This is a genomic window from Polaromonas sp. YR568 (genome assembly GCF_943369415.1).
Classification (GTDB): domain Bacteria; phylum Pseudomonadota; class Gammaproteobacteria; order Burkholderiales; family Burkholderiaceae_C; genus Polaromonas.
In genome coordinates, this window is sequence record NZ_CALRNF020000023.1 from 21,669 (window position 1) to 45,903 (window position 24,235).

A 24,235-nucleotide genomic window follows, 5' to 3' on the forward strand; every position below is an offset into this window, starting at 1 on the left:
TTAAAATGCAGGCGGGTGCTTTTCAGCAACCCAAGAATTCGACCCACGGAGTAATCATTTGAAATCGTTTGCTATTGTTTTTCCCGGCCAGGGCTCGCAGTCGGTCGGCATGCTGGACGCTTGGGGCGACCATCCGGTGGTCGCGCAGACGCTGGCCGAAGCCTCCGAGGCGCTGGGCGAGGATATGGGCCGCTTGATCAAGGAAGGCCCCAAGGAGACGCTGGCCCTGACCACCAATACGCAGCCGGTCATGCTGGTCGCCGGTGTTGCGGCTTACCGCGCCTGGATGGCCGAGACCGGCGCGGCGCCTGCCGCCGTGGCGGGGCATTCGCTGGGTGAATACTCCGCGCTGGTGGCTTCGGGCGTGCTGACGCTCGCGCAAGCCGCGCCGCTGGTGCGCTTTCGCGCGCAGGCGATGCAGGACGCCGTGCCGGTCGGCGTGGGCGCGATGGCGGCCATCCTCGGCATGGACGCCGCCAAGGTGATTGAAGGTTGCGCCGAGGCCGCGCGCAGCTTCGGGCCCAACACCTCGGAAGTGGTGGAGGCCGTCAATTTCAACGACCCGATGCAAACCGTCATCGCCGGCAGCAAGGCGGCGGTCGAAAAGGCCTGCGAAGTGCTCAAGGCCAATGGCGCCAAGCGCGCCTTGCCCCTGCCGGTGTCGGCGCCTTTTCATTCCAGCTTGATGAAGCCAGCGGCCGAGAAGCTACGCGAGAAGCTGGCCGCCGTGGATTTCGCGGTGCCGCAAATCCCGGTCATCAACAATATCGAAGTCGCCGTGCAGACCGATGCCGACCGCATCCGTGCGGCGCTCTACGGTCAGGCCTTTGGCCCGGTTCGCTGGGTGGAATGCGTGCAGTCCATCAAGGCGCGCGGCCTTACAACCCTGGTCGAGTGCGGGCCGGGCAAGGTGCTGGCCGGCATGGCCAAAAGAATCGATCCCGAATTGACGGGAATCCCCCTGTTTGATCCCGCCTCGCTGGCGGAAGTGAAGGAGTTACTGGCATGAGCGAAGTCAAATTTGAAGGCCAGATTGCGCTGGTCACAGGCGCGTCGCGCGGAATCGGTGCGGCCATCGCGCTGGAACTGGCCCAGAAAGGCCTCAAAGTCATAGGCACGGCGACCAGCGACGACGGGGCGGCCAAAATCAGCCACACCCTCGCGGCTTTCCCGGGCTGCGCCGGCAAAAACCTGAACGTGAACGATATGGCCGCCGCTGAAGCGCTGATCGAGGCCATCGTCAAAGAGCACGGTGGTCTGCAGGTGCTGGTCAACAACGCGGGCATCACGCGCGACATGCTGGCGATGCGCCTGAAGGACGACGACTGGGATGCGGTGCTGGACACCAATCTCAAGGCTGTGTTCCGCATGAGCCGCGCCGTGATGCGCACCATGATGAAGCAGCGCTACGGCCGCATCATCAGCATCACCTCGGTGGTGGGTGCTTCGGGCAATGCGGGGCAGTCCAACTACGCGGCCGCCAAGGCCGGCGTGGCCGGCATGACGCGCGCGCTGGCGCGCGAACTGGGCTCGCGCAACATCACGGTCAATTGCGTGGCGCCGGGCTTTATCGAGACCGACATGACGGCCGGCTTGCCCGAAGAGCAGCAAAAAGCGCTTTTGGGGCAGATTCCGCTGGGCCACCTCGGCAAGCCGCAAGACATTGCGCACGCTGTGGCCTTTGTGGCCAGCCCCCACGCGGGATACATCACCGGCCAGGAGATTCACGTCAACGGCGGCATGTATATGTAGGTCACGAGGCCGTTAACCCGCGGTTTCATGAAAACTGCGGGTCGACAGTGGTAAAACACAGGAAATCGAAGCCGGTTTTTATCCGTCCGGCGCGGTGCTTAGGGAAACGACTCTAACGCGGTAAAATCACGGATTAATTTACAACCCTCAGAGGGAACTATGAGCGATATCGAAGCACGTGTTAAGAAAATCATTGCCGAACAACTCGGCGTGGAAGAAGGCCAGGTCACCAATGAAAAAGCCTTTGTGGCCGATTTGGGCGCTGACTCCCTTGACACCGTAGAACTGGTTATGGCTCTGGAAGACGAGTTCGGCATTGAGATTCCCGACGAAGACGCCGAGAAGATCACCACCGTCCAGAACGCGATTGACTACGCGAACACCCATCAAAAGGCCTGAGGCCGCAGGTTTTCACCTGTGACTCAGCCGTCACCAAACCTGAAAAGCCACAGGGCCTTTTCAGGTTCTTTTCAGGATTTCTGAATGAGCCGTCGTCGTGTCGTCGTGACAGGTCTGGGATGCGTCAGCCCGGTAGGTAATACCGTGGCCGAGTCCTGGGCCAATCTTCTTGCCGGGACGCCCGGGATTGATCTTGTCACCGGGTTTGATGCCAGCAACCTCGCCTGCAAATTCGCCGGTGAGGTCAAGGGCTTCAACATTGCGGATTACATCCCCGAAAAAGAAGCCCGGCACATGGACCGGTTCATCCACCTGGGCCTTGCCGCGGCCTTCCAGGCGGTCGCCGACAGCGGTTTGCCGACCGGCGATGCGCTGGGCGACGAGTTGGCCACCCGGATTGGTTGCAATATCGGTTCGGGCATAGGCGGTTTGCCCATGATCGAGCAGATGCATACCGAGCTGGTCAATCGCGGCCCGCGCCGCATCTCGCCGTTTTTTGTGCCTGCCTCGATCATCAACATGATCTCCGGGCATGTGTCCATCAAGTTCGGCTTCAAGGGCCCCAACATCGCGGTCGTCACGGCCTGCACCACCGGCCTTCACGCAATCGGCCTGTCCGCGCGCATGATCGAGTACGGTGACTGCGACGTCATGGTGGCCGGCGGCGCGGAGTCCTGCGTGTCTCCGCTGGGCATAGGCGGCTTTGCGGCCGCCCGCGCCCTGTCGACCCGCAACGAAGACCCGAAAACAGCCTCGCGCCCCTGGGACAAAGACCGCGACGGTTTTGTGCTGGGCGAGGGCGGCGGCGTGGTGGTGCTCGAAGAGTACGAACATGCCAAGGCGCGCGGCGCCAGAATTTACGCTGAGGTCACCGGCTTCGGCATGAGTGCTGACGCGTACCACATGACCGCGCCCGACGTCGACGGCCCGCGTCGTTCGATGGTGATGGCGCTGAAGAACGCCGGTGTCAACGCCGACGAAGTCCATTACCTCAACGCGCATGGCACCTCCACGCCGTTGGGGGACCTGAACGAAACCAATGCCATCAAGGCGGCTTTCGGCGGCCACGCCAAGGATCTCGTGGTCAGTTCCACGAAGTCCATGACGGGCCACCTGCTGGGCGGGGCGGGCGGCATCGAATCTGTGTTTACGGTGCTGTCGCTGTATCACCAGAAGATTCCGCCCACCATCAACATCTTCAACCAGGATCCCGAGTGCGACCTCGATTACTGCGCCAATACCGCGCGTGACGCCAAGATCGAGGTTGCCGTCAAAAATAATTTCGGGTTTGGCGGCACCAACGGCACGCTGGTTTTCAAGCGCGCCTGATTTTGCCCGCACGTTTCGCCAGCCACGCAACGCCTTGACCACGCACAACGCCCCTCCGGTTGTTTATCCGTTGGGGCGTTCGCGTTTGCTGGGCGCGCTTCTTTTGGGCTTGTGGCTTTGCGGCCTGCTGCTGAGCCTGCTCTGGTTTCTTCAAAGCGGCCGGCCGCCGGATTGGCGCATGGCATTGGCTCTCGCCTTCGTCGCGGGAGCCAGTGCCGCGGCGTACATGGGCTGGCGAAACGCGCCGGCAGGGCGGCTGACATGGGACGGCGAGGTCTGGCGCTGGGAAAGCCCAGGTTACCAGGCAGGTGTCGCCGAGTACGAGCTGTCTGTGCTGGGTGATTTTCAGCATGCCCTGCTGCTGCGGCTCGAAAATCAGGCTCATGCACGCTTGTGGCTCTGGGTGGAGCGGCGCGCCTTTCCCGAGCGCTGGCTGGACCTGCGCCGGGCGGTTTACTCGCCCCACAAATCGCTTGCCGCGCCTTGGGTGCATGACTCGCTACACGCGGATCCGCAGCCGGCTGTGGCAGTATCGGGGCCTATGCACCCTGTTGACGGCACGCCAACCCATTCATGAGCGCCGACCTGCCATCCTTGCCGGCCGAAAAAGCCACCGACAGCGACGCCATGCTGGTGGAGCGCACGGTCGCGGGCGACCAGAAAGCCTTCGAGCTTCTGGTTATCAAGTACCAGCGGCGCATCCAGCGATTGATAGGCCGCATGGTCCGTGACGTCGACCTGGTGGAGGACATCGCCCAAGAGACTTTTATCCGGGCTTACCGGGCGCTGGCGCAGTTCAGGGGCGAGGCCCAGTTCTACACCTGGCTCTACCGGATCGCGGTAAATACCGCGAAAAAAGCCTTGATGGACATGAAACGGGACCCGACCGTCTCCGAAAACTCCTTCAAATCCGGCCAAAGCGACGAAAGCGATGAAACTTCCCCGCTGGAAAACGAACTAACAAGCTCGGAAACGCCGGATGCCGTGCTGGCCAGCAAGGAAATCGCGGAAATCATCAATACCGCCATGGAAGCTTTGCCGGAGGAACTCCGCCAGGCCATCACCCTGCGTGAAATCGAGGGCTTGAGCTATGAAGAGATTTCGGAAGCCATGGATTGCCCCATAGGCACGGTGCGGTCCCGGATTTTCAGAGCGCGTGAAGCGATTTCGCAGAAGGTGAAACCCCTGCTGGAAAACCAGAGCGGCAAGCGCTGGTGAGGCCGCAGCACCAGGAGCCACCCATGAACCCACGAATCAAACCAGGTATTTTTCAGTCCTCCGTCACGGCAGTCCCCCTATCCGCGAACACCACGAGCACCACCAACATCATGAAACCGTCTATGCAAACCAGCGAACTTATGTCCGCCCTGGCCGATGGCCAATTGGACGGGGAAGATTTTGCGGCCGCGCTCCACGCCAGCCGGCACGATGATTCGGCGATGGCCTGCTGGGACACCTATCACCTGATCGGCGACGCATTGCGAGCCCCGTCGCGCGGCGACGGGGTGCGCGGCGCCGACTCCGCATTTTTGAGCCGCCTCAACCAGCGTCTCGCCCAGGAAGCGCCTGTGAGCGCGCCGCTTCGTTCCGCCCCGCCAGCCGTTCATGAGTCCGCTTCAGGCCTGCCGCCTCACCGCGGCCAGGCTTCCAACGACGGCGATTTCCGCTGGAAACTGGTGGCGGGCTTTGCATCACTTGCCGCGGTTTCCGCGATTGCGTGGAATGCTTCCGGCCTGTTGTCGCCGGCGGCCGCGCCGCAACTCGCCCAGGCGCCCGCTGCCGTATCCCAGCAGGTGCTCGTCGCCTCGCCGCAAGGCCCCATGGTGCGCGATGCGCGGCTTGAGGAACTGCTGGCCGCGCACAAGCAGCTGGGCGGCACCTCGGCCCTGCAGGAGCCTTCGGGCTTTCTGCGCAATGCCACTTTTGAGACGTCCCAGAATGCGGGGCGCTGAGCTAACGGTGCGCCGCGACCGGGCTTTGGCGGCACCATGAACCTCAAATTTTTCCGTCTTCTGGCCTTGGCAGGGTGCACGCTGCCCGCGGTGAGCCACGTGGCGGCGCAGGCCTCGCCTCCCGCAGTCGCGGCGGCCTCGGAAACCCGCAGCATCAACGACTGGTTGATGCGCATGCACGAGGCCTCCAGGAAACGCTCGTATATCGGCACCTTTGTCGTTTCGTCGGGCGGCGCCATGTCCAGCGCCAAGATCTGGCACGTCTGTGAGGGTGACCAGCAAATGGAGCGGGTCGAAACGCTGACCGGCGCGCCGCGCTCCATCTTCCGGCACAACGATCAGGTGGTCACTTTCATGCCCGACCACAAGGTGGTCCGCAGCGAAAAGCGCGAGTCGCTGGGCATGTTTCCGCAACTGCTGCAATCGGCCGACAGCCGCATCGCCGATTTTTACAAGGTCAAGCAGGAGGGCACCGACCGTGTGGCCGGTGTTGAAGCCGACATCGTGCTGCTGGTTCCCAAGGACAGCCTGCGCTTTGGCTACCGCGTCTGGACCGAGCAGAAAAAAGGCCTGGTCGTGAAGCTGCAGACACTGGACACCGACGGCAAGGTGCTGGAGCAGGCGGCGTTTTCCGAGCTGCAGCTCGACGCCCCCGTCAAGATGGACAAGCTGCTCCAGATGATGGGCAAGGTCGAAGGCTATCGCGTTGAAAAACCGGTCCTGGTCAAGACAACGGCCAGCGCCGAGGGCTGGCTGCTGAAGGCGCCGGTGGCGGGCTTCAAGCCCATGAGCTGCTACAAGCGGCCGGCAACGGCCAACCCGGCGGGCGGCGAAGAGCCCTTGCAGTGGATTTTTTCCGACGGGCTGGCTTCGGTGTCCATCTTTGTGGAACCCCTGGACCGCCAGCGCCACGACAGGGAGTCCAGCCTGTCCATGGGCGCCACGCAGACCATCACCCGGCAGCTGGACAGCTATTGGATCACCGTCATGGGTGAAGTCCCCATGTCCACCCTGAAGCTCTTTGCCAACGGCCTGGAGCGCAAGAAATAATACGGCTGGGCACGGCGCGGTAGCGCTGCCCGGCGATGAGTTTGATTGCCCGACGACCAACATTTATGACGAGGCTGACGATGCTTGAACTGAACTGGAAACCCCTGCGCTCCTGCCTGACCGCCGGTCTGGTGGCCGCCGCTGCCGTCGCGACGCTGGTGCCTGTGGCGCCTGCCTGGGCGCAAAACCGCACATTGCCCGATTTCACGGACCTCGTGGAGCAGGTGGGCCCGTCGGTGGTCAATATCCGCACCCTGGAAAAGGCCAAGCCTTCCGCCGGCGGAAGCGCCGACGAGCAGATGCTGGAGTTCTTCAAACGCTTCGGCATCCCCGTTCCGCCCAACATGCCGCGTGCTCCCCGGGCCGACCGCGGCCAGCCCGACGAGGACCAGCCGCGCGGCGTGGGATCCGGCTTCATCCTGACGGCGGACGGCTTCGTCATGACCAACGCCCACGTGGTGGAGGGCGCCGATGAAGTTCTCGTCACCCTGACGGACAAGCGCGAATTCAAGGCCAAGATCATCGGTTCGGACAAGCGCAGCGACGTGGCCGTGGTCAAGATCGAGGCGACCGGCCTGCCGGCCGTGAAGATCGGCGACATCAACCGCCTCAAGGTGGGCGAGTGGGTGATGGCCATAGGCTCGCCCTTCGGCCTGGAGAACACCGTGACCGCCGGCATCGTGAGCGCCAAGCAGCGCGACACCGGTGATTACCTGCCCTTCATCCAGACCGACGTGGCCATCAACCCCGGTAACTCGGGCGGTCCGCTGATCAACATGCGCGGCGAGGTCGTCGGCATCAACAGCCAGATCTACTCGCGCTCCGGCGGCTTCCAGGGCATCTCCTTTTCGATTCCCATCGACGAAGCCGCGCGCGTCTCCGACCAGTTGCGCAGCACCGGCAAGGTGACGCGAGGCCGTATCGGCGTGCAGATCGACCAAGTCACCAAGGAGGTCGCGGAATCCATAGGCCTGGGCAAGGCGCAGGGCGCTTTGGTCCGCGGCGTTGAAAGCGGTGCACCGGCGGAAAAAGCCGGCATCGAAGCCGGCGACATCATCATCAAGTTCGACGGCAAGGCGATCGAGAAATCCAGCGACCTGCCGCGCATGGTCGGCAATGTGAAGCCCGGCACCAAGGCTGTGGTGACCGTTTTCAGGCGCGGCGCGAGCAAGGACCTCACGGTCACCATCGGCGAAGTCGAGCCCGAAAAGCCGGTGCGCAAAACATCTGGCCCCGAGCCCAAGCCGCCTGTCGCCGGCCCCGCGCAGGTGCTGGGCCTGGTCGTCAGCGAAGTGAGCGACGCGCAGAAGAAGGAATTGAAGATCAAGGGCGGCGTCAAGGTCGACACGGCCGAAGCCGCCGCTTCCCGCGCCGGCCTCAAGGAAGGCGACGTGATTGTGGCGATCGCCAATTCCGAAGTCACCAGCGTCAAGGAGTTCGAAGCGGCGCTCGCAAAGATCGACAAGACCAAGGCCATCAACGTGCTGTTTCGCCGTGGTGAATGGGCGCAATACGCGTTGATCCGGCCTTCGCGTTGAGTGATGTAGCAGGTGGGGACCGGCTGGAATACCGGCTTGCTCAGGCGTAGCGGTTGCCTCGCGGCAGGCCTGAAAAACTCCTGAAAGGCGCTGAAAGCCCCCCATACCCTGCTGGGGTTTATGGGTTTTGGCGGTCCCAAGCCTCTTTTGGGCTCATCACAAAATATATTTTTGAACCCATTTGCCGATGCTTTTTGTTAGTGACTGCTCACAATAAAACGGGTCAAGGACGTATTTCGGTAGAATGCTGGCTTGCCTCTGTGCCTTTTGGATATATCGGGAAGCTCAAAGTGGCGCTTTCGATCTTAATTTTGGGTAATACCCACTGATCCACAGATCACCCACAAGTTGTCCAGAGACAAGCAGTTTAAAATTGTGAATAAGTTGTGCATAAGATTCCTGTTGCTAGCCTGCAACGACAAAAATATGGCGATTTCGGGACTGTTCGGCTCTGGCTTTTTGCCTACAATGAAGTTCCAACTATCGCAGTTGCCATAGATTGTTGGTTCAGGGCGCGTCGCAATCGACGCGCCCTTTTTTATGGCCCCTCGCGAATTGAGTCCAATCTCTTCGCAATACTTTCAAGTACTTAGGCGTTCTCGTTGATGAATCACATCAGAAATTTTTCGATCATTGCGCACATCGATCACGGCAAGTCCACCTTGGCCGATCGACTCATCCAGCGCTGCGGTGGTTTGCAGGACCGCGAGATGAGCGCGCAGGTTCTGGATTCGATGGATATTGAAAAAGAGCGTGGGATAACCATCAAGGCGCAGACCGCCGCGCTCAAATACAAGGCACTCAACGGCGAGGTTTACAACCTCAATCTGATCGACACGCCGGGCCACGTCGACTTCTCTTATGAAGTGAGCCGCTCGCTGTCCGCATGCGAGGGCGCGCTGCTGGTGGTCGACGCGAGCCAGGGTGTGGAGGCGCAGACCGTTGCCAACTGCTACACCGCGCTGGACCTCGGCGTGGAAGTCGTGCCGGTGCTCAACAAGATGGACTTGCCGCAAGCGGACCCCGAAAACGCCAAGCAGGAAATCGAAGAAGTGATCGGCATCGACGCGACCGACGCGATTCCCTGCAGCGCCAAGACCGGCATGGGCATCGACGAAATCCTGGAGGCCGTCGTCGCCAGGATCCCGCCGCCCAAGGGCAACCCGAACGGCCCGCTGCGCGCCATGATCATCGACAGCTGGTACGACGCCTATGTGGGCGTGGTCATGCTGGTGCGCGTGGTGGACGGCCGGCTCGCCAGGGGCGACCGCATCAAGCTGATGGCGAGCGAGGCCATGTATAACGCCGAGCAACTGGGGGTCTTCACGCCACACACCGAGCCGCGCCAGGCGCTTGAGCCCGGCGAAGTGGGCTTCGTGATTGCCGGCATCAAGGAACTGCAGGCCGCCCGCGTGGGCGACACCATCACACTGATCAAGCCCGGCACAGGCGGTGCGGCCTTTACCGCCACCCAGGCGCTGCCCGGCTTCAAGGAAATCCAGCCTGCTGTCTTTGCCGGCCTGTACCCGTCCGAAGCCAGCGAATACGAATCCCTGCGCGACGCGCTGGAAAAACTCAAACTCAACGACGCCTCGCTGCACTACGAGCCGGAAGTCAGCGAAGCCCTGGGTTTCGGCTTTCGCTGCGGTTTCCTGGGACTGCTGCATATGGAGATCGTCCAGGAGCGGCTGGAGCGGGAATTCGACCAGGACCTGATCACGACGGCGCCCAGCGTGGTGTATGAGGTTCTCCAGTCCGACGGCCAGACCATCAAGGTGGAGAACCCGTCCAAAATTCCGGACGGCGGAAAAGTCAACGAGATCCGCGAGCCCATCGTCACCGTGCACTTGTATATGCCGCAGGACTATGTCGGCGCCGTCATGACGCTGGCCAACCAGAAGCGCGGCGTCCAGCTGAACATGGCCTACCACGGCAAGCAGGTCATGCTGACCTACGAGATGCCGCTGGGCGAGATCGTGCTGGACTTCTTCGACAAGCTCAAATCCGTCTCGCGCGGCTACGCGTCCATGGACTACGAATTCAAGGAATTCCGTGCCTCCGACGTGGTGAAGGTCGACATCCTGCTCAACGGCGAGAAGGTGGACGCGCTGTCCATCATCGTCCACCGCAGCCAGTCGGCCTACCGCGGGCGGGCGGTGGTGGCCAAAATGCGCGAAATCATCTCGCGCCAGCAGTTCGACGTCGCGATCCAGGCGGCCATCGGAGCCAACATTATTGCGCGTGAGACAATCAAGGCCCTCCGCAAAAACGTGATCGCCAAGTGCTACGGCGGCGACATTTCACGCAAGCGCAAGCTCCTAGAGAAACAAAAAGCGGGTAAAAAACGCATGAAACAAATCGGTTCCGTTGAAGTACCCCAGGAAGCCTTCCTGGCCATTTTGCAGGTGGAAGACTGATGCGCGGCGCAATGGGCACGATCACGGCCGTAGTGCTGGCGGCATTTGTGGGTTACGGCGCCGCCTGGTATTTCGGCGCCGTCGAAGGCAACTTCTCCCTGCTGCTGTTCCTGGCCTCCGTGGTCACCGGCATCTACTGGCTGGCAGAACGCTTTTATTTCCTGCCGCAGCGCTACAAGGCCGCCGCGACGCTCGAGGAAAACGCCGCCGGCCGGAAGGCGGAGTTGGCCAAAATGGGCATAGACCAGGTCGACAACGAAAGCAATCTGGTCGAAGCGAGGATTCGGCTCATCATGCAGCCCTGGTGGCTGGACTGGACCGCCGGCCTCTTCCCGGTGATCGTGGTGGTCTTTTTGTTGCGCTCCTTCCTGTTTGAGCCCTTCAAGATCCCCTCGGGCTCCATGATCCCGACCCTGCTGATCAACGACCTGATCCTGGTCAACAAATTCCACTACGGCGTGCGCCTGCCGGTGCTGAACATCAAGGTGCTGGACAACCAGAGCCCGCAGCGCGGCGACGTCATGGTGTTTCGCTACCCGCCCAAGCCCAGCCTGGACTACATCAAGCGCGTGGTCGGCGTGCCCGGGGATGAGGTGGCCTACGTCAACAAGAAGCTGACCGTCAACGGAAAGCCCTTGCCCAAGACGCCGCTGCCGGACTTTTTCGACGAGGACGTGCTGCGTTACGCCAAGCAGTTCGAAGAGGTCAACGGCGGCAAAAAATACCGCCTGCTCAATGACGACACACGGCGCGCCGGGGTGGACGAACGTGAGGTGCTGGACTTCCCCTTCAAGCAAAATTGCCGTTACAGTAGCGAGGGCATGGTCTGCAAGGTGCCCGAGGGGCAGTACTTCATGATGGGCGACAACCGCGACAATTCGCTGGACTCCCGGTATTGGGGGTTTGTCCCCGAGAAAAACATCGTGGGCAAGGCCTTTTTTGTCTGGATGAATTTCGGCAACCTCAAACGTATCGGCTCTTTCGAATAACCGGCACGGGCGGCAACGCGGCCCAGGCCGGGAGCCGTCATACTTTCTAGTCAGAGCAGGAGAAAAAATGAAACGTCAGCAACGCGGTATTTCCTTCATCGGCCTTCTGTTTGTGTGCGTCGTCCTGGTCTGCGCCGGCATTCTGGCGGCCCAGGTCCTGCCGACATTGATTGAACTCCAGAACATCACCAAGGCTGTCAACAGGGCCAAGGAAGGCAGCACCGTGGTGGAGGTCAGAACCCTTTTCGACAAGTCGGCGCAGATTGACGACATCAAGTCGATCACCGGCAAAGACCTGGAAATCACCAAGGAAGGCGACAAAACCGTGGTGGCGTTCGCTTACACCCGTGAAATCCACATGGCCGGCCCAGCCTTTTTGCTGCTCAAGTACAACGGCAAATCCAAATAAGTGCGAGCCAGCGCCCCATCAAGCCCAGGTCTGCCGGCGCTGCAAAAGCGCCTGGAGCATGAGTTCTCCAACCCCAAGCTGCTGCAGCAGGCGCTGACGCACCGCAGCTTTTCGTCCGACCACAACGAGCGCATCGAATTCCTGGGCGATTCCGTCCTGAACCTGGCGGTCGCCGGCCTGCTCTATGAGCAACTGAGCGAGTTGCCCGAAGGGGACCTTTCGCGCGTGCGTGCCAACCTGGTCAAGCAGGACACCCTGCACAAGCTTGCGGTGGTGCTGGGCCTGCCCGACATGGTCCGGCTGGGCGAGGGCGAGGCCAAGTCCGGCGGGCACAAGCGGCCGTCCATCCTGGCCGATGCGCTGGAAGCCGTGATAGGCGCGGTCTACCTGGATGCGGGGTTTGAAACCGCCAATCAGCTGGTGCGCCGCCTTTTCAAGGACGTGGAAATCAACCCGCAGATGCAGGCCATCGGCAAGGATCCCAAGACCGAATTGCAGGAGTGGTTGCAAGGGCGCAAAATGAACCTGCCCATCTACCGCGTGGTGGGCACCATGGGCGCGGCCCACAAGCAGACCTTCGACGTGGAGTGCGAAATCGCCGAGTACGGGCGGGCCGAGCGCGGCATAGGCGGTTCGCGCCGTGCCGGAGAGCAGGCCGCTGCGGCGGCCATGCTGATGTTTGTCAAGACACTGGATTCCTGACTCCGTGCCGGCGGCCGCCCAGAGGCTGCGGGCCAACACACCAAGATTATGAGTACAGGTAAAAAAGACCCCAAGAAGCCGGCGACCGCCGTTGTTGCCGCAACCACCCCCGCAGCCGCGCCGAAAAAGCGCCAGCCCAAAGCCCTGGAGGCCGTCCAGCCGCCCGATGCGCTGGAGGCCATGCTGGCGCAGGCGCTGTCCTCGCGCGGCGCGGCCGTGCCAGCCGCCGACGCTGCTCTAGCGCCGCCTGCCGGCGAGCAGCGCTGCGGCCTGATCGCCATCGTCGGCAAGCCCAACGTGGGCAAGTCCACGCTGCTCAACGCCCTCGTGGGGCAAAAAATCAGCATCACCTCGCGCAAGGCCCAGACCACGCGCCACCGCATCACCGGCATGCGCACCGTCAAGGCCACGCAATATGTCTTCGTGGACACGCCGGGTTTCCAGACCCGTCACGGCAATGCGCTGAACCGTTCGCTGAACCGGACCGTGGTCGGCGCCGTCAACGACGTGGACCTGATCGTCTTTGTCGTCGAGGCCGGGCAGTTCAACCAGGCCGACGCCAAGGTGCTGGCGTTGCTGCCCGAGAACACGCCCGCGATCCTGCTGGCCAACAAGTTCGACCTGATACACCGGCGCGCCGAGATCGCGCCCTGGCTCAAGGAGATGCAGGAGCGCCACAATTTCGCCGAGTTCGTGCCCATGTCGGCCAACAACGCCAAGGACATCGAGCGCCTGTTCGGCATCTGCGAGAAATACCTGCCGGTCCAGCCCTGGATGTACGGCGCCGACGAACTGACCGACCGCAGCGACCGCTTTATGGCGGCCGAGATCATCCGCGAAAAGCTGTTCCGCCTCACCGGCGACGAACTGCCGTACACCTCCACTGTCATCATCGACCGGTACGAGGAAGAGGGAGCCCTGCGCAAGATTGCCGCCACCATCGTGGTGGAGCGAGACGGCCACAAGGGCATGATCATTGGCGAGAAGGGCGAAAAGCTCAAACGCATAGGCACCGAGGCCCGGCATGAGCTCGAGACCCTTACCGGCGGCAAGGTGTTCCTGGAAATCTGGGTCAAGGTCCGCTCGGGCTGGGCTGACGACGAGGCCAGAGTCAAAACGTTCGGGTATGAGTAGAGCCCCCACGCTTTTCACTTCGCCTTCGGCTACGTGTAATGCGCTGCCCCCCGAGGGGGCGCTGCGCCTGCGGCCCGGCAAAGCCGGTTCCGCGGCCCTTGCTTGCCTTGGTTCGCTGACGTGACGAAGAATTGTTGGTCTTTTTTCTGACGTCCCGTCATGGCCACTAAACGTATAGGCGACGAGCCGGCCTACGTCCTGCACCGCTACGATTGGAGCGAGTCCAGCCTGATCCTCGAGGTGTTCACCCGCAAGTACGGGCGGGTGGCGCTGGTGGCGCGGGGGGCGAAAAAACCCAGTTCCAGTTTCCGGCCCATCTTGCTGCCGCTGCAGCCGCTGCACATCGCTTTCGGCGGCGACGCGGAAATCCGCACCCTCAAGAGCGCCGAATGGCAGGGCGGCCATGTCATGCCGACCGGGGACGCGTTGCTGTCCGGTTATTACCTCAACGAATTGCTCATGCGCCTGATGGCGCGGGACGACCCGCACCCCGTGCTGTTTGACGCCTACGCGGCCACGGTGCAACTGATCGCCGCGCAGAGCGCCGAGACCCTGCAGCTGGCCTTGCGCGCCTTTGAGCTGCGGCTGCTGCGCGATATCGGTCTCTTGCCCCTGCTGGACGCCGAAACCGCCACGCTGGCGCCCCTGGACCCGGACACCCGCTATGTGCTGGTGCCCGAGGCGGGCCTGCGGCAGGCGCACGACGACGACCGCGTCAGCCTGCCCGGCGGGCAATGGCAAGCGCTACAGCAGGCGCTGGGCGACGAGGCCTTGTTCTCCGACACTGTGCGGGCCTGTATCCCCGGCTTCAATGAGCTTAAAACCCAGTTGCGCGCCTTGCTGCACTACCATTGCGGCGTGAAGGTCCTGAAAACCCGGCAGATGATGATGGACCTGCAAGCTTTTTAACGAGCCACCGCCATGAAACTCCTTTCGCCCGCTCCCCTCGCTCCCAACGCCTTCCACAAGACGGCGCTGTCGGTCAACGTCAACAAGGTCGCGCTGCTGCGCAACACCCGCCACCTGGACATCCCCAGCGTGCGCCGCGCCGCCGAGCTGTGCCTGGAGGCCGGCGCCCAGGGCATCACGGTGCACCCCCGCCCCGACGAGCGCCACATCCGCCCCGACGACGTTTTTGAGCTCGCCGCGCTGATGAAGGACTGGCCCGACCGCGAATTCAACATCGAAGGCAACCCCTTCCAGAACCTCATGGGTTTTGTGCACGACCTGGCTGCCCGGGGCTTGCCGCTGCACCAGTGCACCTTTGTGCCCGACAGCGAAGACCAGTTCACCAGCGACCACGGCTGGAATTTCCCCGAAGACGCCGAGCGCCTGCGCCCCCTGATAGCGCAGGTGCATGACCGCCGCGTGCGGGTCAGCCTTTTTATGGACCCGGTGCCGGAAGCGATGGCGGCCGCCAAAGCCGTGGGCGCCGACCGCGTGGAGTTTTATACGGAAACCTACGCGCGCGCCTGGGGCGGCCCCGAAAAAGCCGAAGTGCTGGCCCGCTTTACCCGCGCGGGCCAGGCCGCGGCGGCGGCCGGCCTGGGCATCAACGCCGGCCACGACCTGAACCGCGACAACCTCACGGAGTTCGTGCGTGAAGTGCCCGGCGTGCTGGAGGTGTCCATAGGCCATGCATTGATCGCCGACGCGCTGGAGCTGGGCTACGCTGCCACCGTCAGGAGCTATCTGGCCTGCATAGACCGGGCGTTTGCACCTGCATGAGTGGAGCCCCCACGGTCGCCCACTGCGTGTGGCTTCCTTCCCCCCGAGGGGGCCGCCCGCCTGCGGCCCGGCAAAGCCGGTTCCGCGGCTCGAGCTGGCTTTTTTGGGGTCACCTTGCGGCGGCGGTCGTGGAGGGCCGATGATTTACGGTATCGGTACTGATATTTGCGACGTGCGCCGCATCCGCGCCAGCCTGGAAAAGCACGGCGAGCGCTTTGCCCAAAAGATCCTGGCCGAGGGCGAACTCGCCACCTGGAAAGAACGCAGCGCGCGCTGGCCCGACCGCGGCGTCAGTTACCTGGCCACCCGCTTTTCCGCCAAGGAGGCCTTCAGCAAGGCGATCGGCATGGGCATGCGCATGCCCATGACCTGGCGCTCCTGTGAAATCGCCAAGGCCGCCAGCGGCAAGCCTGAAATCGTGCTGCACGGCGCCCTCAAGGCCTGGTTCGAGGAGCGCCAGCTCACCGCCCACGTCACCGTGACCGACGAGACCGACTACGCCGCCAGCTTTTGCGTGGTGGAAAAACTCCCCTGACCCAACCCCCGGATTTCCTTATGACCCAGCACGCGCCCCTCATCATCGACATCGACGGTTTTTCGCTCACCAAGGCCGACCGCCGGCGCCTCAAACACCCGCTCACGGGCGGCATCATCCTGTTCGCCCGCAACTGGAAGGACCGCCGGCAGCTGTCCGACCTGTGTGCAGAGATCAAGGACATCCGCGAGGACTTGCTGATTTGCGTCGACCACGAAGGCGGCCGCGTGCAGCGTTTTAAAACCGACGGCTTCACCCACCTGCCGCCCATGCGCGAGTTGGGCCTGCTGTGGATGAAAGACCAGTTGGGTGCTACCAACGCTGCAACCGCCTGCGGTTATGTGCTGGGCGCCGAGTTGCGCGCCTGCGGCGTCGACTTCAGCTTCACGCCCGTGCTGGACCTGGACTACGGTGAAAGCGGCGTGATCGGCGACCGCGCCTTCGGCCGCGACCCGCGCGTTGTCACGCTGCTGGCCAAAAGCCTGATGCACGGCCTGCTGCAGGCCGGCGTCGCCAATTGCGGCAAGCACTTCCCTGGCCATGGCTTCGTCAAGGCCGACTCCCACACCGACATCCCCGTCGACAAGCGCAGCCTCAAAGCCATCCTGGCCGACGACGCCGCACCCTACGGCTGGCTCAACACCACGCTCACCAGCGTGATGCCCGCCCACGTGATCTACCCCAAGGTGGATGCGAGGCCGGCCGGCTTCTCCAGCCAGTGGCTGAACTTCATCCTGCGCAGCCAGCTGGGCTTCGGCGGCGCGATTTTCAGCGACGACCTCAGCATGGCCGGCGCCCGCCTGATCGACGGCCAGGAAGTCAGCTACACCGAAGCGGCCGTCACCGCACTCAACGCAGGCTGCGACATGGTGCTGCTGTGCAACCAGTCGGTCGGCGAAGGCCAGCCGGTGGACGAGCTTCTTGACGGAATGTCCGAAGCGCTGCTCAAAGGCCAATGGGAAGCCATGGAAGCCAGCGAACTGCGGCGGCTGGCGCTGCTGCCGCAGGGCAGGGCGTTTGGCTGGGATGAGCTGATGGTGCAGCCGGCGTATATGCATGCGGTGGGGTTGATTCCTTAAGCCTCTTGCGCCGGCTTGCGCGCTTCTGGTTTCTTTGCATAGGCTTGTTGGCCGGGGGTTGCCCGGCGGCAACTCACTTTTCTTTTGCTTCGCCAAAAGAAAAGTAAGCAAAAGAAAAGGCGACCCTGGTTGCTGCGTCCCTCCGCTTCGCTGCGGGCAACCTGCGGTGCTCGGTCCAGCCGGGGTCAAAAACAACTCGCCTTCGGCTCAAACAAGTTTTTGCCCTGATCCGTCTGGCCCTCCGCTCCTCGGCGCATCCACAAGGGTGGGAGAGAAATACCAAACAGCCGGCCGGAGCAAGACCCGACTCAGGGAGCGACCTGCCCGGAAGGCCAAGCCAGCTTCCCCACCACATCCACATGCGTGAGGTAAACCCGCAAATCAAACTCATACTGGTGATACTGCGGTTCCATATGCGTACACAACTGGTAGAAAGCCTTGTCATGGGCCTTCTCCTTGATGTGGGCCAGCTCATGGACCGTGATCATGCGCAAAAACTCCACGGGCACGTCCTTGAACAGGGTGGCTACGCGGATCTCGCGCTTGGCCTTGAGTTTGTTGCCCTGCACGCGTGAGACGGTGGTGTGCGTGCCCAGCGCGTGGGCGATCACGTGGAGCTTGCTGTCGAAAGCCACCTTGGACAAGGGTTCGGAGCTGCGCAGGAAATCGTTCTTGAGATCCATCACGTAGTCGTACAGCGCCTTGTCGGTCCGCACGCCGTGGCCCTGGGGGTACTTGGTGAGCAGCACCTCGCCCAGGCGGCCCTTGTCCAGTAATTGCTGAACTTGGGTTTGCAGGTTTTCGGGATAACCGGCGAGGTATTTCAGGGGAGAGGCATTGGCCATGAGATTCGGGCCAGACGCCTCACCGCTTGCGCTTCAGGCCTCGCGGCGAAGGGCAGGGAACAAAATCACGTCGCGAATGCTGGCGCTGTCGGTCAGCAGCATCATCAGGCGGTCGATCCCCACGCCGCAGCCGCCTGTGGGGGGCATGCCGTATTCGAGGGCGCGCACGAAGTCGTGGTCGTAGAACATGGCTTCGTCGTCGCCGCTGTCCTTGGCCGCGACTTGCGCGTTGAAGCGGGCGGCCTGTTCTTCGGCGTCGTTGAGTTCGCTGAAGCCGTTGCCGAATTCGCGGCCGGTGATGTAGAGCTCAAAGCGCTCGGTCACCTCGGGCCGGCTGTCGTTGGCGCGGGCCAGAGGCGAGATTTCCGTCGGGTGCTCCATGATGAAGGTCGGCTGCCAGAGCTTTTCTTCGACCAGTTCCTCGAAGTAGAGCACCTGCAGGCTGGCCAGCGAGCGGGTCGAGAGGCGGTCTTTTTCTTCGTTCATGCCCAGCTTTTTGAGGGCATTGGTCAGCCAGGCGGCGTCGTCGACATGTTCGCCGGCTTCGGTGTGCTTGAGGATGGCTTCGCGTATCGTCAGGCGGGCGAAGGGTTTGGCGAGGTCGACTTTTTCTTCCTTGCCGCCGTAGCCCAGCTGCAGCGTGCCCACCGCCTTTTGCGCGGCGTCGCGAATCAGCGCCTCGGTGAAGTCCATCAGGTCGTTGTAGTCCCAGTAGGCCGCATAGAACTCCATCATGGTGAATTCGGGGTTGTGCCGCACCGAGATGCCTTCGTTGCGGTAGCTGCGGTTGATCTCGAAGACGCGGTCGAAACCGCCGACGATCAGGCGCTTGAGGTAGAGCTCCGGCGCGATGCGCAGGAACATCTCCTGGTCCAGCGCATTGTGGTGCGTCTTGAACGGCTTGGCATTAGCACCGCCCGGGATCGGGTGCAGCATCGGCGTCTCGACCTCGAGGAAGTCGTGGCTGACCATGAATTCCCGGATCGAGCTGACGGCCTTGCTGCGCGCCGTGAAACGCTTGCGTGCCTGCTCGTCGGTGATCAGGTCCACATAACGCTGGCGGTATTTCTGCTCCTGGTCGGCCATGCCGTAAAAATCGCCGGGCAGGGGACGCAGGCTCTTGGTCAGCAGGCGCACGCTGGTGGCATGGATGGACAGCTCGCCGGTTTTGGTCTTGAAGACCTTGCCTTCGGCCGCCACGATATCGCCGAGGTCCCAGTGCTTGAAGGCGGCGTACAGCTCTTCGCCGATTTCATCGCGCGTGAGGAAAATCTGGATGCGCCCGGTGCTGTCCTGCAGGGTTGCAAAACTCGCCTTGCCCATCACGCGCTTGAGCATCATGCGGCCGGCGATCTTCGCGGGAACCGCCTCGGCGGCCAGCGTCTCGGCATCTTTTTCATCGTGCGCGGCGTGCAGTTTGCCCGCGTGGTCGGAAGGCTTGAAGTCGTTCGGGAAGGCCGGGCCTTTACCGTCCGCCTGGTCTTTGCGCAAGGCCTTGAGCTTTTCGCGGCGCTCGACGATCAGCTTGTTGTCGTCTTGCGGGGCGGGTGCGGCGCTGCCGGCGGCGGGCGAATTCGGCTGGATGGACATAAGGTCGGTGTTTCCGGAAAAGAGATCGAAAGGAGTCGTGCGCCCTGCCTTGAGTAGAAAGCCTGAAAAGCGCCGAATTGTCGATTTTAAGTTTTTACGGGGGCGTTTTGGCGCGGCCGCCCGAAAAGGCGTGTTTGGCGGCGCTCAGAGCGCAATACCGGTGCGCTCAAGGATGTCGCTCACGAGTTCCAGCCGCATCAAGGGGTTGTCCAGCTGCATCAGCCGTTGCTTGAGCTCCACCGGCATAGGCAGCAATTCGCACCAGCGGTTGGCGACCCAGCCGCAGTCGTCCAGCTGGTAGGGCGCGAGCAGCGGCATCTGCGCCTGCGGCACTTCGCGCTCCTGCAGGCTTTTGATCAGCTTGCCCAGCGCGTCGGCGGTGCCCTGCAAGTCCGGCGGGATCTTCACGAACTGGTCGTCTTCCAGCCGCGTGACGTCGGCGATCCACAGTCCGTGCTTGAGTTTTTCACGGCGGGAGATTTCAAAGCGCTGCGCGCCCACGCAGCGTATGACCATCAGGCCCGGCTGCGGTATGGAAAATTCGGTGATGGTGGCCAGGGTGCCGATGCTGCTGAAAGCCTCGTGCGCGAAGCCGTCGCCCGTGGGGCCGGTATCGGCGGGGCGGCGCACTTCCGAGCCTTCGGTGAGCGACACCACGCCAAAGGGGGCGCCCGCCTTGTGGCATTTGCCTATCATGTCCAGGTAGCGCACTTCAAAGATGCGCAGCGGCAAAATGCCGCCGGGAAACAGCACCGCGCCTAGCGGGAACAAGGGGAGGGAACTCAGCGTCAGGGCTTCGGGCATGGTCTCATCGCGCTTTGGATTGCAGTGAGCCACATCATCCCATGCTCCCCCTGGGCCGCGAATTTTTCATGCGCCTAGTACGCCGGGCTCAAGGGGTTTTCAGGAGGCTTTTGACGCCGCGCAAGCATGAGGCCCGGCGGGTTTTCTCAGCTGACGGCGTCGGCCGGCTGCCGCAGCAGCATGGCCAGTGAGCTGGCCACGGTCTTGCGCAGTTCGCGGCGGTCGCAGATGAAGTCGATCGCGCCCTTGGTCTGCAGGAATTCGGCGCGCTGGAAGCCCTCGGGCAGCGTCACGCGCACGGTGGATTCAATCACGCGCGGGCCGGCAAAACCGATCAGGGCCTTGGGCTCGGCGATGACGACATCGCCCACAAAAGCGAAGCCGGCGCTCACCCCGCCCATGGTCGGGTCGGTCAGCACGCTGATGTAAGGCAGGCCTTTTTTGGCCAGGCGGGTCAGGGATGCATTGGTTTTGGCCATCTGCATGAGGCTGAGCAGGCCTTCCTGCATGCGCGCGCCGCCGGTGGCGGTAAAGCAGATGAAGGGCACTTTTTGCTCGATGGCCGCATGCACGCCGCGCACAAAACGCTCGCCCACCACGCTGCCCATGCTGCCGCCCATGAAGTCGAATTCAAAGCAGGCCACGACCACGCCTATACTGTGCACTGCGCCGCCCATGACGATGAGCGCGTCGGTTTCCTGGGTGTTTTCCAGGGCTTCCTTGAGACGCTCGGGGTATTTGCGGCTGTCCTTGAACTTGAGGGCGTCGACCGGCAGCACTTCCTGGCCGAGTTCGTAGCGGCCTTCCGGGTCCAGGAAGGCGTCAAGCCGGGCGCGCGCGCCTATGCGGTGGTGGTGGCTGCACTGCGGGCAGACGTTCTGGTTCTTTTCCAGGTCGGTCTTGTAGAGCACCGCTTCGCAGCTGGGGCATTTGATCCACAGGCCCTCGGGCACCTGGCGGCGTTCCGTCGGGTCGGTGGGGCTGATTTTGGGAGGGAGAAGTTTTTCTAGCCAAGACATGAAGTCAGTCCTTTTGGTGTCGGGCGGCGCCTGGGGCTTTGCCGGGCGAAAAGCGCAATTATGCGCCGGTTTCCCGGGTGTCCAGCCGGGCGCCGGCCCGCTTGAAAGTCAGTCCAAAGCAGTACGGATTTCCCGCAAAAATGCCTGGGCCACGGCCGCCACCTTGTCGCGCGGCTCATTTTCGATCAGCTGGATGATCTTGCTGCCGATGACCACCGCATCGGCCACCTTGCTGATGGCCTTGGCGGTGGCCGCGTCGCGGATGCCGAAGCCCACGCCCACGGGCACGTTCACGTGTTTGCGTATGCGCGGCAGCATGGCTTCCACCGCATCCACGTCCAGCGTGCCGGCGCCCGTCACGCCCTTGAGCGAGACGTAGTACACATAGCCGCTGGCCACTTCGGCCACCTGGGCCATGCGCGCGTCGGTACTGGTGGGGGCCAGCAAAAAGATCAGATCCATGCCGTGCGCGCGCAGCCGGGCGGCGAATTCCACGCATTCCTCGGGCGGGTAGTCGACGATGAGCACGCCGTCCACGCCGGCCTGCGCGGCATCGCGGATGAAGGCGCTTTCGGCCCCGCTGCCGCCGTGCTTGATGTCGTAGCGCTCGACCGGGTTGGCGTAGCCCATCAACACCACGGGTGTTGCGCCGTCTTTGGCGCGGAACTGGCGCACCATGTCCAGTACCTGGGCCAGGCCGGTGCCGAAGGACAGCGCCTTGTCGCCGGCCTTCTGGATCACCGGGCCGTCGGCGCTGGGGTCGGAAAAGGGCACGCCCAGCTCGATCACGTCGGCGCCGCCCGCCACCATGGCGTGCATCAGCTCGGGTGTGACGTCGGCAAACGGGTAACCCGCGGTGACGTAGGGAATCAAGGCTTTGCGGCCCTGGCGTTTGAGCGCGGAGAAAGTGGAGGCAATGCGGCTCATGACTGCACTCCGCTGCCCTTGGCGCCGCTGGCATCGAAGGACGCCGCCAATGCCGCGCCGCCCCCCTTGACGGAGAGGCCGCGCATGGATGGGCGGTCGTAAAAATCGGCGCCGGACAGGTCGGCCACCGTGCCGATGTCCTTGTCGCCCCGGCCCGAAAGGTTGACGAGCAGGCTCTGGTCGCTGCGCATGCTGCGCGCCATCTTCATGGCGCAGGCCACTGCGTGGCTGGATTCGAGCGCGGGGATGATGCCTTCGGTGCGGCACAGGTAGTGGAAGGCCTCCAGCGCTTCCTTGTCGGTGATGCCGACGTATTCGGCGCGGCCTATGTCTTTCAGGAAGGCGTGCTCGGGGCCCACGCCGGGGTAGTCGAGGCCGGCGCTGATGCTGTGCGTTTCGGTGACCTGGCCGTCCTCGTTCTGCAGCACGTAGGTGCGGTTGCCGTGCAGCACGCCCGGCAGGCCGCGCTGCAGCGAGGCTGAGTGCTTGCCGCTTTCAAGTCCCTCGCCGGCCGCCTCGACACCGATGAGGCGGGTTTTGGCGTGCTGGATGTAGGGGTGGAAGATGCCCATGGCATTGCTGCCGCCGCCCACGCAGGCGATCACGGCGTCGGGCTGTTTGTTGCCGATGAATTCCGGCATCTGCTGCAGGCATTCGGCGCCGATGACACTCTGGAAGTCGCGGACCATCATGGGATAGGGGTGCGGGCCGGCCACGGTGCCGATGATGTAGAAGGTGTTGTCCACGTTGGCGACCCAGTCGCGCATGGCTTCGTTGAGCGCGTCCTTGAGCGTTTTACTGCCGCTTTCAACCGGCACCACCGTGGCGCCCAGCAGGTTCATGCGGTAGACATTGGGGCTCTGGCGTTTGACGTCTTCGCTGCCCATGTAGACCACGCACTCCAGGCCGTAGCGCGCGCAGATCGTGGCGGTGGCTACGCCGTGCTGGCCGGCGCCGGTCTCGGCGATGACGCGCGGCTTGCCCATGCGGCGCGCCAGCATGGCCTGGCCTATGGTGTTGTTGATCTTGTGCGCGCCGGTGTGGTTGAGGTCTTCGCGCTTCAGGTAAATCTGCGCGCCGCCTTGCTCGCGGCTCATGCGCGCGGCGTGGTAGATCGGCGAAGGACGGCCGACAAAATGCGTCAGCTCAGAATGGAATTCGGCGATGAACTCCGGGTCGTGCTGGTATTTCGCGTAAGCGTCCTTGAGTTCGTTGATCGCGTGGGTCAGCGTTTCCGAAACGAAACTGCCGCCGTAAATTCCGAAATGGCCTGAAAGGTCAGGCTGGTGGTACTCGTACATGATGGGAACTCTTTGCAAGTAACTCGTCGCCGGCGCGGACGGCCGCGACGAACTGGTTGATTTTGTCGGCGCTTTTGATTCCTTTTGAAATCTCGACGCCGGAACTGACATCAACGGCCAGCGTTGTGCAACGCGGCCTGACTTGCGAAATGCCATCGATCACGTTTGCAGGCGTCAATCCACCAGACAAAACGAGGTGAGCGCTGACGTTTGGAGGAAGAAGTGACCAATTGAATGTGTTCCCGCCGCCGCCGTAACCTTCGACATGGGCGTCGAGAAGGATGGCTTGTGCGGCCTTGAAGTCCTGGGCGTATTTTACGAGATCAAAGCCGCCCGGGAAGCCCGGGGTGTTTTCAGCCGCTTTTTCGCCCAATGGGATGCGTGCCGCACGCATGAAGGGCCGGCCGGCGGCCAGGCAGGCCTCGGGGGTCTCATCCCCATGGAATTGCAGCAAGGCGTTGGGGATGAGGGCGCAGGCGGCGCTGATGTTCGCCGCCGGAGCGTTGACGAAAAGCAGCACCGGCGTAATGAAAGGCGGCAGGCGGCGTGCCAGTTCGGCGGCGCGTTCGGCCGTCACATAACGCGGGCTGGCCTCGTACATCACAAAGCCGACCGCATCCACGCCGGCCGCCACGGCGGCGTCCACGTCTACTTCGCGGGTCAGGCCGCAGATCTTGATGCGGGTACGGATTGGAGGCGTCATCTGGCATCCCCAGGTGGGGGTAGTGGCGATCGA

At 62.9% G+C, this 24,235-nt stretch carries 25 protein-coding genes; 18 read left to right on the forward strand and 7 right to left on the reverse strand.

Going from position 1 to position 24,235, the window contains the following annotated elements:
- The first annotated feature begins 58 nt into the window (after positions 1–58).
- From fabD to nagZ, 18 genes are all read left to right on the forward strand, one after another.
- Positions 59–1,009 (forward strand): ACP S-malonyltransferase, encoded by a 951-nt coding sequence (fabD, locus tag ACLV74_RS15150; protein ID WP_411880225.1) that lies wholly within the window; start codon positions 59–61, stop codon positions 1,007–1,009.
- Positions 1,006–1,752: a 3-oxoacyl-ACP reductase FabG gene (fabG, locus tag ACLV74_RS15155; protein ID WP_411880226.1), complete on the forward strand. Its 747-nt coding sequence runs from the start codon at positions 1,006–1,008 to the stop codon at positions 1,750–1,752. The genes fabD and fabG overlap by 4 nt, the downstream gene beginning before the upstream one ends.
- A 159-nt stretch (positions 1,753–1,911) precedes the next feature.
- Positions 1,912–2,151 carry an acyl carrier protein gene (gene acpP, locus ACLV74_RS15160; protein WP_007873885.1) on the forward strand — a complete coding sequence of 80 codons (240 nt, stop codon included), beginning with the start codon at positions 1,912–1,914 and terminating at the stop codon, positions 2,149–2,151.
- Between the two features lie 84 nt (positions 2,152–2,235).
- Positions 2,236–3,480: a beta-ketoacyl-ACP synthase II gene (fabF, locus tag ACLV74_RS15165; protein ID WP_411880227.1), complete on the forward strand. Its 1,245-nt coding sequence runs from the start codon at positions 2,236–2,238 to the stop codon at positions 3,478–3,480.
- Between the two features lie 34 nt (positions 3,481–3,514).
- Positions 3,515–4,057, forward strand: a complete 543-nt coding sequence (locus tag ACLV74_RS15170; RefSeq protein ID WP_411880228.1) for a hypothetical protein — start codon at positions 3,515–3,517, stop codon at positions 4,055–4,057.
- Positions 4,054–4,698 carry an RNA polymerase sigma factor RpoE gene (rpoE, locus tag ACLV74_RS15175; protein ID WP_411880229.1) on the forward strand — a complete coding sequence of 215 codons (645 nt, stop codon included), beginning with the start codon at positions 4,054–4,056 and terminating at the stop codon, positions 4,696–4,698. The genes ACLV74_RS15170 and rpoE overlap by 4 nt, the downstream gene beginning before the upstream one ends.
- A gap of 110 nt (positions 4,699–4,808) precedes the next feature.
- Positions 4,809–5,432, forward strand: a complete 624-nt coding sequence (locus tag ACLV74_RS15180; protein WP_411880292.1) for a sigma-E factor negative regulatory protein — start codon at positions 4,809–4,811, stop codon at positions 5,430–5,432.
- A 36-nt stretch (positions 5,433–5,468) separates the two neighbouring features.
- Positions 5,469–6,482, forward strand: a complete 1,014-nt coding sequence (locus tag ACLV74_RS15185) for a MucB/RseB C-terminal domain-containing protein (protein ID WP_411880230.1) — start codon at positions 5,469–5,471, stop codon at positions 6,480–6,482.
- A gap of 80 nt (positions 6,483–6,562) precedes the next feature.
- A complete protein-coding gene (locus tag ACLV74_RS15190; protein WP_411880231.1) occupies positions 6,563–8,020 on the forward strand; it encodes a DegQ family serine endoprotease in 1,458 nt (485 codons plus the stop codon).
- Positions 8,021–8,625: 605 nt separating this feature from the next.
- On the forward strand, positions 8,626–10,437 hold the full coding sequence (gene lepA, locus ACLV74_RS15195; protein ID WP_411880232.1) for a translation elongation factor 4: 1,812 nt from the start codon (positions 8,626–8,628) through the stop codon (positions 10,435–10,437).
- Positions 10,437–11,426 carry a signal peptidase I gene (lepB, locus tag ACLV74_RS15200; protein ID WP_411880233.1) on the forward strand — a complete coding sequence of 330 codons (990 nt, stop codon included), beginning with the start codon at positions 10,437–10,439 and terminating at the stop codon, positions 11,424–11,426. The genes lepA and lepB overlap by 1 nt, the downstream gene beginning before the upstream one ends.
- A gap of 67 nt (positions 11,427–11,493) precedes the next feature.
- Entirely contained in the window at positions 11,494–11,835 is a 342-nt protein-coding gene (locus tag ACLV74_RS15205; protein WP_411880234.1) for a DUF4845 domain-containing protein, read from the forward strand.
- On the forward strand, positions 11,836–12,537 hold the full coding sequence (gene rnc, locus ACLV74_RS15210; RefSeq protein ID WP_411880235.1) for a ribonuclease III: 702 nt from the start codon (positions 11,836–11,838) through the stop codon (positions 12,535–12,537). It begins immediately after the preceding gene.
- A 180-nt stretch (positions 12,538–12,717) separates the two neighbouring features.
- Entirely contained in the window at positions 12,718–13,671 is a 954-nt protein-coding gene (gene era / locus ACLV74_RS15215) for a GTPase Era (protein WP_411880293.1), read from the forward strand.
- 159 nt (positions 13,672–13,830) lie between these two features.
- Positions 13,831–14,580 carry a DNA repair protein RecO gene (recO, locus tag ACLV74_RS15220; protein ID WP_411880236.1) on the forward strand — a complete coding sequence of 250 codons (750 nt, stop codon included), beginning with the start codon at positions 13,831–13,833 and terminating at the stop codon, positions 14,578–14,580.
- Between the two features lie 12 nt (positions 14,581–14,592).
- Entirely contained in the window at positions 14,593–15,399 is an 807-nt protein-coding gene (locus tag ACLV74_RS15225) for a pyridoxine 5'-phosphate synthase (protein WP_411880237.1), read from the forward strand.
- Positions 15,400–15,538: 139 nt separating this feature from the next.
- Positions 15,539–15,934, forward strand: a complete 396-nt coding sequence (gene acpS / locus ACLV74_RS15230; protein ID WP_411880238.1) for a holo-ACP synthase — start codon at positions 15,539–15,541, stop codon at positions 15,932–15,934.
- Positions 15,935–15,954: 20 nt separating this feature from the next.
- On the forward strand, positions 15,955–17,013 hold the full coding sequence (gene nagZ, locus ACLV74_RS15235) for a beta-N-acetylhexosaminidase (RefSeq protein ID WP_411880239.1): 1,059 nt from the start codon (positions 15,955–15,957) through the stop codon (positions 17,011–17,013).
- 308 nt (positions 17,014–17,321) lie between these two features.
- Here the strand turns inward: nagZ and ACLV74_RS15240 are convergent, their stop codons facing one another.
- The 7 genes from ACLV74_RS15240 to ACLV74_RS15270 form a co-directional block, all read right to left on the reverse strand.
- On the reverse strand, positions 17,322–17,858 hold the full coding sequence (locus tag ACLV74_RS15240) for a YgjP-like metallopeptidase domain-containing protein (protein WP_411880240.1): 537 nt from the start codon (positions 17,856–17,858) through the stop codon (positions 17,322–17,324).
- Between the two features lie 33 nt (positions 17,859–17,891).
- On the reverse strand, positions 17,892–19,448 hold the full coding sequence (lysS, locus tag ACLV74_RS15245) for a lysine--tRNA ligase (protein WP_411880241.1): 1,557 nt from the start codon (positions 19,446–19,448) through the stop codon (positions 17,892–17,894).
- A 144-nt stretch (positions 19,449–19,592) separates the two neighbouring features.
- Positions 19,593–20,252 (reverse strand): LON peptidase substrate-binding domain-containing protein, encoded by a 660-nt coding sequence (locus tag ACLV74_RS15250; protein ID WP_411880242.1) that lies wholly within the window; start codon positions 20,250–20,252, stop codon positions 19,593–19,595.
- Positions 20,253–20,398: 146 nt separating this feature from the next.
- Positions 20,399–21,271, reverse strand: a complete 873-nt coding sequence (gene accD / locus ACLV74_RS15255) for an acetyl-CoA carboxylase, carboxyltransferase subunit beta (protein ID WP_411880243.1) — start codon at positions 21,269–21,271, stop codon at positions 20,399–20,401.
- 108 nt (positions 21,272–21,379) lie between these two features.
- Positions 21,380–22,198, reverse strand: coding sequence for a tryptophan synthase subunit alpha (gene trpA / locus ACLV74_RS15260; RefSeq protein WP_411880244.1), 819 nt, complete (start codon positions 22,196–22,198; stop codon positions 21,380–21,382).
- Positions 22,195–23,499 (reverse strand): tryptophan synthase subunit beta, encoded by a 1,305-nt coding sequence (gene trpB / locus ACLV74_RS15265; RefSeq protein WP_411880245.1) that lies wholly within the window; start codon positions 23,497–23,499, stop codon positions 22,195–22,197. The genes trpA and trpB overlap by 4 nt, the downstream gene beginning before the upstream one ends.
- Positions 23,477–24,202 (reverse strand): phosphoribosylanthranilate isomerase, encoded by a 726-nt coding sequence (locus ACLV74_RS15270; RefSeq protein WP_411880246.1) that lies wholly within the window; start codon positions 24,200–24,202, stop codon positions 23,477–23,479. Before ACLV74_RS15270 ends, trpB begins: the two co-directional genes overlap by 23 nt.
- Positions 24,203–24,235 lie beyond the last annotated feature (33 nt).